The sequence below is a fragment of the Myxococcus sp. CA051A genome, from assembly GCF_013336705.1.
Classification (GTDB): Bacteria; Myxococcota; Myxococcia; order Myxococcales; family Myxococcaceae; genus Myxococcus; species Myxococcus llanfairpwllgwyngyllgogerychwyrndrobwllllantysiliogogogochensis.
Map to the genome: position 1 here is coordinate 313,461 of NZ_JABUMS010000003.1, position 12,273 is coordinate 325,733.

The 12,273-nt window shown below is 69.1% G+C and carries 14 protein-coding genes; 10 read left to right on the forward strand and 4 right to left on the reverse strand.

The features are described 5' to 3' along the window. Positions 1-15: 15 nt before the first annotated feature. On the reverse strand, positions 16-555 hold the full coding sequence (locus HUA74_RS11235; protein WP_174454564.1) for a YbaK/EbsC family protein: 540 nt from the start codon (positions 553-555) through the stop codon (positions 16-18). Positions 556-690: 135 nt separating this feature from the next. Then, positions 691-2,013 (reverse strand): N-succinylarginine dihydrolase, encoded by a 1,323-nt coding sequence (gene astB, locus HUA74_RS11240; RefSeq protein WP_174454565.1) that lies wholly within the window; start codon positions 2,011-2,013, stop codon positions 691-693. 16 nt (positions 2,014-2,029) lie between these two features. On the opposite strand from astB, the gene HUA74_RS11245 reads away from it, so the two are divergent. From HUA74_RS11245 to hpf, 8 genes are all read left to right on the forward strand, one after another. Beyond that, complete coding sequence (locus HUA74_RS11245; protein WP_174454566.1) at positions 2,030-2,986, forward strand: lysophospholipid acyltransferase family protein; 957 nt, start codon at positions 2,030-2,032, stop codon at positions 2,984-2,986. A 21-nt stretch (positions 2,987-3,007) separates the two neighbouring features. Beyond that, complete coding sequence (locus tag HUA74_RS11250; protein ID WP_174454852.1) at positions 3,008-3,556, forward strand: hypothetical protein; 549 nt, start codon at positions 3,008-3,010, stop codon at positions 3,554-3,556. Next, on the forward strand, positions 3,549-4,139 hold the full coding sequence (locus HUA74_RS11255) for an LptA/OstA family protein (protein ID WP_174454567.1): 591 nt from the start codon (positions 3,549-3,551) through the stop codon (positions 4,137-4,139). The genes HUA74_RS11250 and HUA74_RS11255 overlap by 8 nt, the downstream gene beginning before the upstream one ends. Then, positions 4,136-4,879: an LPS export ABC transporter ATP-binding protein gene (gene lptB / locus HUA74_RS11260; RefSeq protein ID WP_174454568.1), complete on the forward strand. Its 744-nt coding sequence runs from the start codon at positions 4,136-4,138 to the stop codon at positions 4,877-4,879. The genes HUA74_RS11255 and lptB overlap by 4 nt, the downstream gene beginning before the upstream one ends. A gap of 247 nt (positions 4,880-5,126) precedes the next feature. After that, the gene (gene rpoN / locus HUA74_RS11265; RefSeq protein WP_141645553.1) at positions 5,127-6,644 is read left to right on the forward strand and encodes an RNA polymerase factor sigma-54; all 1,518 of its coding nucleotides are present in this window, start codon (positions 5,127-5,129) and stop codon (positions 6,642-6,644) included. A 57-nt stretch (positions 6,645-6,701) separates the two neighbouring features. Next, complete coding sequence (locus HUA74_RS11270) at positions 6,702-7,349, forward strand: GNAT family N-acetyltransferase (RefSeq protein ID WP_174454569.1); 648 nt, start codon at positions 6,702-6,704, stop codon at positions 7,347-7,349. Positions 7,350-7,444: 95 nt separating this feature from the next. Further along, a complete protein-coding gene (locus HUA74_RS11275) occupies positions 7,445-8,212 on the forward strand; it encodes a hypothetical protein (protein ID WP_174454570.1) in 768 nt (255 codons plus the stop codon). A gap of 249 nt (positions 8,213-8,461) precedes the next feature. Continuing rightward, entirely contained in the window at positions 8,462-9,133 is a 672-nt protein-coding gene (gene hpf, locus HUA74_RS11280; protein WP_174454571.1) for a ribosome hibernation-promoting factor, HPF/YfiA family, read from the forward strand. Between the two features lie 310 nt (positions 9,134-9,443). Here hpf and HUA74_RS11285 read toward each other — a convergent pair whose 3' ends face one another. Beyond that, positions 9,444-10,061, reverse strand: a complete 618-nt coding sequence (locus HUA74_RS11285; protein ID WP_174454572.1) for a hypothetical protein — start codon at positions 10,059-10,061, stop codon at positions 9,444-9,446. A gap of 241 nt (positions 10,062-10,302) precedes the next feature. On the opposite strand from HUA74_RS11285, the gene HUA74_RS11290 reads away from it, so the two are divergent. Next, positions 10,303-10,764, forward strand: a complete 462-nt coding sequence (locus HUA74_RS11290; protein ID WP_174454573.1) for a PTS sugar transporter subunit IIA — start codon at positions 10,303-10,305, stop codon at positions 10,762-10,764. 27 nt (positions 10,765-10,791) lie between these two features. Further along, positions 10,792-11,637 carry a hypothetical protein gene (locus tag HUA74_RS11295; RefSeq protein WP_141645559.1) on the forward strand — a complete coding sequence of 282 codons (846 nt, stop codon included), beginning with the start codon at positions 10,792-10,794 and terminating at the stop codon, positions 11,635-11,637. On the opposite strand, the gene dtd is transcribed toward HUA74_RS11295, so the two are convergent. After that, on the reverse strand, positions 11,634-12,101 hold the full coding sequence (gene dtd, locus HUA74_RS11300) for a D-aminoacyl-tRNA deacylase (protein WP_141645560.1): 468 nt from the start codon (positions 12,099-12,101) through the stop codon (positions 11,634-11,636). The two genes, HUA74_RS11295 and dtd, sit on opposite strands and share 4 nt — an antisense overlap. Between the last annotated feature and the right edge of the window lie 172 nt (positions 12,102-12,273).

Sequence of the window (12,273 nt, forward strand, 5' to 3'; positions counted from 1 at the left end):
TCCACGGACGGCGCGTCATGCGGGCATCGGTGCTTCCTGCTCCATCAGCAGCGGAGTGATGGGAGTCACCGACGGGACGGGTTGCTGCAGTCCCTCGTGGATGAAGGAGGCCACCAGCGGCCACTCCAGCGTGGCGAAGTCCTGGAAGCGCATCTCCAGGGCCTCTTCGTGAGAGCCCGCGCGGATAAGCAGGTGCTCCGTCAGGCTGAGCGTCTCGTCCACCGCGACCGGGAGCCCATACAGCTCGCCGAAGGGCGGCTCGGCCCCCAGCTCGCAGTCCGGGAAGTGCTCGGAGAACTCCCGCTCCGTGGCGAGCCTCGCCGTGCGACAGCCCAGAAGCTCCTGGACGCGCGCCAGGTCCACGGTGCCCGCGGCGGGCACGACGAAAATCCACGGCTGTCGGTCCGCCATGACGATGACGGACTTGGCCACGCGCCAGCCCGAGACATGGAGCGCCTGGGCCAGCTCCTGTGCTGTGACGGCACGCGGGTGCCAGTAGCGCTCATAGAGGACACGGTTGTGTTGCAGATAGTGCTGGATGGATGCCGGAATCACGGGGCGTCACCTCCTTGATGGAAAGGTGCTCACCCCGACGGTTCCGACCACCACACCCCACGCCCCTCGGCACCATGGCCGTCCGAGGGGCGCCCGCTGACTCGTCACTGGAGCAGGCGAGCGGGCTTCCGCCCCTCACTGCTGGAAGTCGTAGACGCTTCCCAGCTTGAGGATGCGTGTGAGCTCATTTAGCGCGGTCATCGTCTCACGCGCCAGCTGCGGGTCCTGCAGGTCGCGCGGGCGCAGCACCTCGCGGTAGTGGCGGCGCACCCATGCGGCCAGGGACTCGTGGAGGGCGGGCGTGTAGAAGACGTCGGCGTCGATGGCCCGGCGCTCGGTATCCGTCAGCCACACGCGCTGGCGCAGGCACGCGGGGCCTCCGCCGTTGTTCATGGACTGGCGCACGTCCAGGTAGTGCACGGCCTTCACCGGGGTGTCCTCGGCGAGGATGCGCTCCAGGAAGCCGCGCGCGGCGGGCGTCTCGCGGCTCTCCACCGGAGCCACAATCGCCATCGTCCCATCCGGCAGCGTCAGCACCTGCGAGTTGAACGGGTACGCCTTCACCGCGTCCTTGGGCGGCAGCTCCGCGCTGCTGGCCACCACCGCGCGGAAGTCCGGTCCCAGCTTCTCGCGCAGCACCTGGAGCAGGCCCGGGTAATCCACGAACGCCAGCTCGTGCAGCATGAGGAAGCGCTCGTTGCCCACCGCGAGCACGTCCGTGTGGAAGGCGCCCGCGTCGATGCCATCCGGGTGTTGCTGCGGGAAGAGCACGCAGCGCGCGTCCAACTGGTGCAGCCGCGCCAGCGCCTGGCTCGACTCCAGCGTCTGCCGGGCGGGGAAGCGCTTGGGGCCGGGGACGTCCTGCCACGCGCTGCGCCCCCAGGCGAGCAGGTGCACGCCTGGGTGTCCCGGAGTGGCCAGCCGTGTGTGGTTGGCCGCGCCCTCGTCCGCGAAGTGGCTGCCGGGCGGCAGCGGCGCATGCACCGCGAAGTGCTTCTCGTTGGCGAAGATGGCGCGCAGCACCGAGTGCGTCGTCTCCGCCTCCAGCGCGCGGTGGAACATCTGCGACAGGTTGGCGGGCGTCAGGTGGACGCGCCCGTCGGCCGTGTCCGTGCTCGGCGCCACGGTGGCGGCGTTGGCCGTCCACATGGAGGAAGCGCTGGAGGTGAGCCGCAGCAGGTGCTCGCCCTCGCGCGCGGCGCGGGTGATGACCTCCTCGTCCGTGCCGGTGAAGCCCAGGGCGCGCAGGGCGCGCAGCGAGGGGCGCGGCTGGGGAGGCAGCACCGCCTGGCCCACCCCCAGGCTGGAGACGAAGCGCATCTTCTCCAGGCCCTGGAGCGCGGCTTCGCGGGGATGGCTCGGCTCTCCGACATGGCTCTGCGACGCCAGGTTACCGGGCGACAGGCCAGCGTAGTTGTGAGTAGGACCGACGAGCCCGTCGAAGTTGTATTCGCGCATGGGGTATGGAGCGACTGTGGAGCATCCCCCCTTAGCAAAGCGCCTGAAACGTTTCCTCCGGTACCTGCTCATCCGCAGCGTCCTGTTGTGCCTTCAACCCCTCCCCCTGGGTTGGGCCCGGGCCCTGGGCTTCCGCCTGGGCGGACTTGCCTACACGCTGGCCGGTGGGGAGCGTCGCAAGGCCTTGAAGTCCCTGACCGTGGCCTTCCCGGAAAAGTCCGACGCGGAGCGGCAGGCCCTGGGCCGCGCCTCCTTCCGGCACCTGGGCGCCGCGGCGCTGGAGGTGGCCTGTACGGGCGCGCTGGACCGGGGGCTGGAAGAGCTGGTGGCCTGGCCGGACGCGGACCGGGCCGTGCTGGACGCGGCCCTGGCGAAAGGCAAGGGCGTGGTCTTCATCACCGGCCACGTGGGCAACTGGGAGTTGCTCGCCCGCCGAGTGGCCCGCGCGGGCTACCCCAGCCAGAGCATCGCGAAGGAGACCACCGACCCCCGGCTCACCGTGTTGGTGGAGCGCTTCCGGGCGCGGGGCGGGGTGCGCAGCATCTGGCGCGGCCAGGACGGGGCGGCGCGGGCCATGCTGCGCGCGCTGCGTGCCGGGGAAATCCTGGGCCTGCTCATCGACCAGGACACGAAGGTGCAGTCGCTCTTCGTGCCCTTCTTCGGGGAGCTGGCGGCCACGCCCCGCGCGCCGGCGGACCTGGCGGTGCGCACGGGCGCGGCGGTGGTGACGGGCTTCTGCCACCGCGTGGAGGGTGGGGGCTACCGGCTGTCGATGGAGGAGGTACCCGTGCCCGTGAGCGAGGACCGCGAAGTCGCGGCGCTGGAGCTCACCCAGGCCCTGTCGGCGCGCATCGAAGCGGCCATCCGGCGCACCCCCGAGCAGTGGGTGTGGATGCACCAGCGCTGGAAGACGCGCCCTCCGGTGGCCCCCCAGCCCGTGCTCGCCGAGGCGGCGCACGCCACCGCCCGGTGATAGAAGGCACCCGTGCCGCGCCTGTCCGTCCGACTCCTCGCCGCCTGCCTGCTCGTCGCCGCGTGCTCTCCGCGCCGCCCGGCGGAGGCGCCCCCACAGCAGCCTCCGCCCCAGGTGGTGCTCCATGGGGCCCGCCTGATGTCCTACGAGGGCGAGCGCCTCACGCTGTCGGGTGAAGCCGAGCAGTTGACGTACCAGCGCGCGGGGGGCGACGTGCAGGCCTCCAACGCGACGCTGCGCATCCCCCCGGGCAGCGCCGAGGAGGGCATGTCGGTGGGCACCGCCGCGGGCATGGACATCAGCGCCCCGAATATGGAGGGCAGCCTCGCGTCCAAGCAGCTGGTGGCCTCCGGAGGCGTGGTGGTGCGCACGGGTCAAGGGATGGTGGTGAACACGCCCCGGTTGACCTACGACGCCATCCAGAAGGGCGCGCATGGCAACGAGGGCGTGCAGGTGCGAGGGCCGGCGTACCGGTTGCGGGCGGACCGTTTCTCACTGTCCTTCCCGGATGAGACATTCAACTTCGAAGGCTCGGTGGAGACCGTGCTGGGAGCGGCTGAGCGTGATTGAGTTCCTCGTGATGGCCTTCTTCGTGGCGCAGCCCCTGCCCGCGGCCGCGGCCACGCCTGTCGATGGCGGGACGCCTCCGGTGGCCGATGCCGGCACCGCGAGCCCAGGCCCGAACCCGCTGGGCCCGGTGGACCTGAAGGAGCCGGTTCAAATCAACGCCGACCTCATCGAGGGCGGCAAGTCGCAGGCTACGCTCACCGGCAACGTGAAGGTGAAGCACCGCACCCTGGATTTGAAGTGCGACCGGATGATTGCCTACTTCGCGGAGACCCGCGTGGTGACGCGTGTGGTGTGCACGGGCGGAGTGCACGCGGTGGATGGCGACCGCATGGCCCGGGGTGAGCGCGCCGAGTACGACGTGGCCAGCGGAGTCCTGGTCGTCACGGGCACGCCCGAGGCGCGCCAGGGGACGACGTACATGCGCGGGACGAAGGTGCGCCTCACGTTGGGGAGCGAGCGGCTCGACGTGGAGAACGCCGTCATCATCTTCGAGTCCCCGCCGTCGGCCCCCGCGCCCGCCCGGCGGAAGGCCGCGCCCGCTCGCACGACGCCCGCGCAGCCGCAGGAGGCGAAGCCGCGATGAGCGACGGGAAGCTGCACGCCGATGGCCTGAAGAAGGCCTATCGCGGGCGCCAGGTCGTCAACGGCGTCTCCTTCACCGTGGCCCCGGGCGAAGTGGTGGGCCTCTTGGGCCCCAACGGCGCCGGCAAGACGACGAGCTTCAACATGGTGGTGGGCCTGGTGACGCCCGACGGGGGCCGCGTGCGCGTGGGCGACGAGGACCTCACGCACCTGCCCATGCACCGCCGCGCCCGCCGGGGCGTGGGCTACCTGCCCCAGGAAGCCTCCGTCTTCCGCAAGCTCACCGTGCGCGACAACTTCCTGTCCGTGCTGGAGCTCCAGAAGGGCCTGGACAAGCGCGCCCGCGAGACACGCGCCAACGCCATCCTGGAGGAGTTCGGCCTCACCCACGTCTCCGAGTCCCTGGGCGGCACCCTCTCCGGGGGCGAGCGCCGCCGCGCGGAGATTGCCCGGAGCCTGTTGCCCGAGCCCCGCTTCATCCTCTTCGACGAGCCCTTCGCCGGCGTGGACCCCATCAACGTGGGCGACCTGCAGCGCCAGATTTTCCTCCTCCGGGAGCGCGGATTGGGCGTCCTCATCACCGACCACAACGTCCAGGACACCCTGGGTATCTGCGATCGCGCCTACATCATCACACAAGGGCAGATCCTCGAAGAGGGGACACCCGCCGAGATTGCCGCCTCTCCCCGGGCCCGAGCCGTCTACCTGGGAGAACGGTTCCGTCTCCAGCAGCCCTTGTGAGGACGACTGGCCTTCGGCCAACCGAATGCATAGACTGCGTTGGCCCCGCTTTTGCGTCGACAGGTCAACACGGCCGAGTCACGCCCAGTGCGTGTAAGCTCTTGGTTTCCTTGTGGAATTTTGAATATGCAAGCAAGGGACCACGATTGCGCCACTAGACGTCGTCAGGGTGCCTTGTTACGTTGGCACGGTCTTTGATTGGTCCCGTGTTGTGTAGGGACTGAATCACTCGGGGAGACCCTGTCTCATGGCGATGGAACTCAAACAAAGCCTGAAGCTTGCGCAGCAGCTGGTGATGACGCCCCAGCTGCAGCAGGCCATCAAGCTGCTTCAGCTCTCCCGCATGGAGCTGTTGGAGCAGGTCCGCGAGGAGATGGATCAGAATCCACTCCTGGAGCAGCCGGACGAGCAGGCACCGGGCGACGTGGGGGACAAGGAGCCCGGGGAAGCGTCGCTGGAGGCGGACAACGTCGAGATGCCGCGCGACGGGGACATGCCGGCGGCCACGAGCGACACGGCCACGGAGTTCAAGGCGGACGGCGACGGCCCCCCGGAAATCGACTGGGAGGCGTACCTCAACAGCTACCAGTTCAACGAGCAGACCACCGCCTCCAACAAGGGGAACGTGGCCACGGACGACCTGCCGTCGTTCGAGGCCAACCTCGTCAAGAAGGAGGACCTGGTCGACCAGCTCCAGGAGCAGCTCGGCACGCTGCGCCTGAACGACGCCGAGCGCCGCGTCGCCATGCTCATCCTCGGCAACCTGGATGACGACGGCTACCTGAAGCTGCCGGACGTGGAGGGCGACCCGCTCATCCGCCTGTGCAACGAGGCGGACGTGCCCATGCACGTGGCCGAGCGCACCCTGCGGCGCATCCAGATGCTGGAGCCCCGGGGCTGCGGCGCGCGTGATTTGCAGGAGTGCCTGCTCATCCAGCTGCAGGGGATGAAGGAGCCGCACGCGCCGCTCCTGGGCCTCATCATCAAGCGGCACATGAAGTACCTGGAGAGCAAGAACCTGCCGGCCATCGCCAAGGACCTGAAGGTCACCTTGGAAGAGGTGGTGGAGGCGGTGAAGCTGCTCCCCAAGCTGGACCCGAAGCCGGGCCGCAACTTCAGCGGCGACGACGCGCAGTACATCACCCCCGACGTGTTCGTTTACAAGATGGGGGAAGAGTACACGGTGGTGCTCAACGATGACGGCCTGTCCAAGCTGCGCATCTCCGGCACCTATCGGAACGCGCTGAAGACGGGCGCGGTGGGCCCTGGCCAGACGAAGGACTTCATCCAGGACAAGCTGCGCAGCGCGGTGTGGCTCATCCGCTCCATCCACCAGCGGCAGCGGACCATCTACAAAGTCACCGAGAGCATCGTGAAGTTCCAGAAGGACTTCCTGGACAAGGGCATCGCGCACTTGAAGCCGCTCATCCTCCGGGACGTGGCCGAGGACATCGGCATGCACGAGTCCACGGTGAGCCGCGTGACGACGAGCAAGTACGTGCACACGCCGCAGGGCATCTTCGAGCTGAAGTACTTCTTCAACTCGTCCATCTCCCGCGTGTCCGGCGAGGACACCGCGAGCGAGGCGGTGAAGCACCACATCAAGCAGCTCGTGTCGCAAGAGGACGCGCGCAACCCGTACTCGGACCAGAAGATCGTGGAGCTCCTGCGCTCGCAGGGCACCGAAATCGCGCGCCGCACGGTGGCCAAGTACCGCGAGGTGCTGGGCATCCTCCCGAGCAGCAAGCGCAAGCGGTACTACTGAGTCCGCGACAAGTGGCTCTTTCCCCCGGCTCTCCGGGGGATGAGATTCAGGGGCGCCATGAGCGCCCCTTTTTCTTTCCCCTCCGATGCCGACGCCCCTCGCCGGGCGCTTTTGCCCCTCGTCGTGCCGCCCGTCGTCCTGGAGGGGCGCACGGTGCGCCTGGAGCCCATGGCGCTCGAGCACGCCCCGGCCCTGGCCGCGCTGTGCGAGGACGACATCTTCACCCACTTCTCGGTGGTGCTGCGCACCGAGGAGGACGTGGAGCGCTACATCACCCGGGCGCTCGGGGCGGCGGAGCGGGGCACGGAGCGCCCCTTCGTCATCGTGGAGCGCGAGACAGGGGAGGTCCTGGGTACCACCAGCTACCTGGACATCCAGCGAGAGCACCGGACGCTGGAGATTGGCTGGACGTGGCTGGGCCGCCGGGCGTGGCGCACGCGCGTGAATACCGAGTGCAAGTACCTGCTGCTGTGCCTGGCCTTCGAGACGCTCGGCGTCATGCGCGTGCAGCTCAAGACGGACCGGCGCAACGCGCGCTCTCGCGCGGCGATTGAGCGGATGGGCGCGAAGTTCGAGGGCATCCTCCGCAACCACGTCCTGGTGCGCGGCGGGGTGGTGCGCGACAGCGCGTACTACGGCGTCATCGACACGGAGTGGCCGGAAGTGAAAGCTCGGCTGGAGGGCTTCCTCCAGCAAGCGGGCTAGCGGACAGGCGGGCGTGCGCGGGGGTGGGAAAGGTGACGGCCCGGCGCCGTTCTGCTCCCAGTCCTCAGGGGTGGCGGGTATAGGGTGCGGCCTGTATGCACTCTTCCTCTCGTTTCCCTGGTGGCGCGGTATCGGGAGTCCTTGTCGCGCTCGGACTGCTGGCGGGCTGTGGTGACTCCCTCACCACCGAGTCGGTGGACCTCGTGGCGCTCGCGGACCGCACGCTGACGTACTCGCACGCGGACGTGGACCTGTTCGAAGTGGAGCAGGCCCCGGGCTCCCACCGCGTCACCGTGACATTTTCCCAGGCGGGTGGAGACCGCTGCACCCGCCTGAATGACGGCGCCACCGCGACGTTCAACGGCCAGGCCATGCTCCTGGAGCAGGGCGGCGTCGATGCCACGGCGGGCCGCGACGTGTGCCTGCCCACGCGGGTCTTCTACGAGTTCGACCCCGATGCCTGGGCGGCGATGGGCCCGACGGACGCGCGCGTCGTCATCCAGGATGCGAGCCACACCGTCGTCCTCACGATGAAGGAGGGCCAGGCGAAGCGCTCCTTCACGGGGCCGACGATGCGACTGCTGCGGGGACAGACGTACTCGTTCCAGTGGAACCCGACGACCGAGTCGCTCAACGCCGCCGCCGCCACGCTCCTGCCCGAGGGCGGCTCCGTCACCGCGGGGATGGCCGTCACGCGCGAGGGGGGAAAAATCACCTTCACCGTGCCCGGCCAGCTGGGCGCGGCCACGCATCTCTTGACCTTGAGCGGCACCGTCCAGGGCGAGGTGGTGGAGTGCCAGGGAGTGGCTGCCTGCAGGGGCACCTACTTCCACTCGCAGGAGCAGGTGGTTTCGGTGCAGTGAGCAGGCTGCTCGCCTGAGCCCGTGTCTCACGATACCCGGCTTGAGACACACGGCGTGGCGCAGCGCGTGATTCCGAGGGGTTGAAGAGTCTGGTGCCCCGCATGAATGCGGGCCAGCGACGCCGGGTTGTCAGCCCCCGGACGCGTGGTGCGCTCGGGAAGAGGCAACGTGGGGAGACGGGTTGCTTTCCCGAGGTCAGAAGTTTCTGATCTGTCACGCAGCTCCCCTCACCCTAGGAGGCAGCCACGCATGCAGTTCAACATCACCTTCCGTCAGTTCGGGGCGTCGGATTCCCTTAAAGAATACGCACGCGAGAAGGTCGAGCGGGTGAACAAGCTGTTGGACAGAGCAGGAGAGGCACACGTCGTCTTGTCACTGGAGCGTTACCTCCACCACGCGGACATCACCATCCAATCCGGCGCCTGGGTGCTGCGCGGGCGGGAGAAGAGCGATGACATGTACGCGTCCATCGACCTGGCGATGGACAAAATCGAGCGCCAGCTGCGCCGCTACCGCGACAAGCTGAAGATGCATCACGGTCGAGATCGCGTCCATCACCGCCAGGACCTGGTGAACAGCCTGAAGGTGCGTCACGCCGTCTTCGAGGTGCCGGAAGCGGAGGAGCTGGCCGTCATCGCCGCGACGTCCACGTCGGAGCCGTCCACGACGACGAAGGCCGCGGACCCCGTGGACACGGCCGCCAGCGCCGCGACGCGCGTGGTGCGTGCCACCCAGCTCACCGTCAAGCAGCTGTCGGTGGATGAGGCGGTGATGCAGATGAACCTCATGGACAACGACTTCTACGTCTTCCACAACGTGGAGTCGGATGCGCTGGGCATCGTCTACCGGCGCAAGGATGGCCAGTACGGCCTCATTGAACCCCACGAGCCGCCGGCCCTGGCCGTCGCCGCGGGGACCTGAGCCCGCCCGCCGTCACAGTCCGGTCTGGAAGAGTCGCGCTCCGCCACCCCCCTCGAGGAGGCGGAGCGCGAACACCCCCGTCCGGTGTGGGACGGGGGCGTTGCCGTTCCTTCATGGATGCCGCATCCGGTGCCCGTGGTCGGCCACGTGCACCAGTGTCCCCCCAGCCACCCGGAATGGCGGCTGGCGCATCCATCGCCAGGAACGACGGCGCGCTCGGCGCATATCGGTCCGAAAAAAGACGGCGCGCTCCACCTCTCCCCCGAAAGGTGGAACGCGCCCGGTGGGGCCTGCTGGGCCGAGGCCCCCTTCAGTAGAACTTCTTGCAGGAGTCGGCCTTCTGCTCGTTGCGCGCGTCGCCGCCCGACAGGCTGGAGATGGTCATCGAGGTCGTGACGAGGGGCGCCCGGGTGTTGACGAGCGCCAGCGTCATCAGCGCGGCCCGCTCGCCCAGGGGGCGCTGGTGGAGCGTCGCGGGGAAGGCCAGGGTGACGTCCTTCTCCAGCGCGCTGCCGCACTCGCGCACCCCCGTCAGGGTGTCACCCTCGCGCTTCAGGACGTAGGCGCAGGGCCCCACGCGTCCGTGCAGGTACGTGCCGTCCTCCGTGAGGTCCACCGTCATTCCGCCGAAGGTGCCCCAGACGCGGGTGTCGTCTCCCTCCGCCAGCTCCAGCCGAGTCGCCCGGTAGCCCACCGAGCCCGTCATCTTCTGGTAGTCCCACTCGAGCGACACGGGGTCGCGACGGTAGCGGCCATGCATGGCGTTCTCGGTGATGCTCAGCGTGGAGCTGGGCCCGGTGATGGCGCCGCCTTCCAGGCGCAGGGACTCCTCGGCGGCGTCTCCCAGGGCCACGCCCCGCGCGGTGGTGGCGCAGCCGGTGGTCAGCGCCGAGATGAGGACAAGGCTCGAGCACAGCGTTCGCTTCATGGCGGTCGCTCTCTTCCTGATTCAGTTTCAGTGTGGAGGGTTCACGACGGAAAACGGTCGCCTGGGCGGCGCATATCGCCCCAGGGGACGACCGGGGAGGGTGGCCTGGGGGCGACCCAAGGCCCCCAGGGCCCTGATGCGCAGTGAGCGGCCGTGGGGCCAGGACGACAGGCGACCCTTGCGCGAATCGAGGGTGAGGAGTAATTGCCGCCATCTCAGGAGCGCCAGCGCGGGAGCGTCAGTGAGAATCGCCGAGTTCCTCAGCCCCCAAGCCGTCATCGCGGACATGCAGTCGCGGACGAAGCCGGAGGTGTTGCGCGAGCTGAGCGCCACGTTGGTGCGAGCCCACCCCCTGCTTCAGGAAGACCGGCTGGTGGAGGTGCTGCGCGAGCGCGAGAAGCTGGGCAGCACCGGCATCGGCGAGGGCGTGGCCATCCCCCACGGCAAGCTGCCGGGCATGACGCAGCTCCAGGCGGCCTTCGGCGTGTCCCGGGCGGGCGTGGACTTCGAGGCCATCGACGGGAAGGCCACCCACCTGTTCTTCGCGCTGGTGGCCCCCGAGAACAGCGCGGGCGTGCACCTCAAGGCGCTGGCCCGCATCTCCCGCCTCTTCAAGAATCCCCGCTTCCGGGCCTCCATCCTGGAAGCGCCCACGGCCGCGGACATCCACGCGCTCATCATCCAGGAAGACGCACGGCCCTGAAGTGCCGTGTCCCAACGGGGGGACCCCATGGACGTGGTGTTGCGGCCCATCAACGACCGGTTCTTCCACGAGCAGGTGCTCCCGTTCCTCTCGCGCGCCATGGGCGACGCGAGCGGGGCCCTGGAGTCGCTGCTGGAGACGCTGGGGGACGGGCAGGCGCGGATGCTGTGCGAGCGGATGCTGGCCACGGCGGTGCCCGGGGGCCTGGGCTCCGTGGACGCCGACCCCTGGTCGGACCTGGTGGACCGGCTCGCCTTCCTTCCCTGGAAGGAGGGCCCCACGGGCTGGGAGGTGGGCGCGCAGCACGCCGGCTACGCGGACGCCTGGGACGAGGCGCTGCACCTGTCGCTGATGCTGGAGGAGCCCAACTACCCGTATTGGGACTCGAAGGGCGCCCGCGAGGTGCGCGACGGCTTCCGCTTCAGGCCCCTGGCGGACATGGGGCTGGCCTCGCTCCTGGCGGGACACTGGGACCCGTTCCCGGAGTTCCCTCCGGACCGCGTCTTCGTCACCCAGGGCCGGGGCGAGTATTTCCCCACCGAGCGCTTCGCCTTCGCCGACTGGGCCTGGCGCCCGGCCCGCGCGGTGGCGCACTGGCAGGTGAACCTGCCGCGCAAGCTGGAGCGGCTCATCGCCCGCGAGCAGGAGCGCATGAGGCTGCCGTCGCTGCCGGAGAAGGACGAGGTGCTCGGCTACTGGCTGGGCAAGCTGCCTCAGCCTCCGCCGCTGACCGTCGCCTTCTCCGGGCTGGGGCCGCGCGCGGCCAGCTGGATTCGGGAGCTGGGCGCGCTCACCACGCACATCCGCCAGGCGGCGATGGCCAGGCAGGGCCTGGCCGCGCTTGTCACCAAGGGCAGCACCGTCCGCGTCTAGGGTCTGGGTGGCGCCGGAGCCGGAACCGGGCTGTCCAGGATGAGGGTGACGGGCCCGTCGTTGACGAGCGCGACCTTCATGTCGGCCGCGAAGATGCCGGTGCCCACGGTGAGGCCGCGCTGGCGGAGGCCCTCGCAGGCGCGCTCGTACAGGGCCTTGGCGACGGCGGGCTCCATGGCGTCGATGAAGCTGGGGCGCCGGCCCTTGCGCGCGTCTCCGTAGAGGGTGAACTGGCTGACGACGATGAGCTGACGGGAGGTGTCCTCCAGGGACAGGTTCATCTTCCCGGCGGCGTCCTCGAAGATTCGCAAGCTGGCGAGTTTCTCCACCATCCACGCGACGTCCGCTTCCGTATCGCCCTTGCCCACGCCCAGGAGCACCAGCAGGCCGGGGCCCATGTCACTCACCCGTTGCCCGTCCACCGTCACCGAGGCCTCCAGCACCCGCTGCACCACCGCTCTCATCGAAGTTTCCTCCAGGGCTGTCAGGGGCACCCCTCATGATGCGCCCAGGCTTTATCGGCATCTTGGGCGCTGAGAGGACCGCAGTGAAAAGAAGTCCACATGTGAGGGGTGCCAATTTCCACTTGGCGGTAGAGCGAGCGCCCAACCGTGGACTCCCGCACCCCCTCTCCCT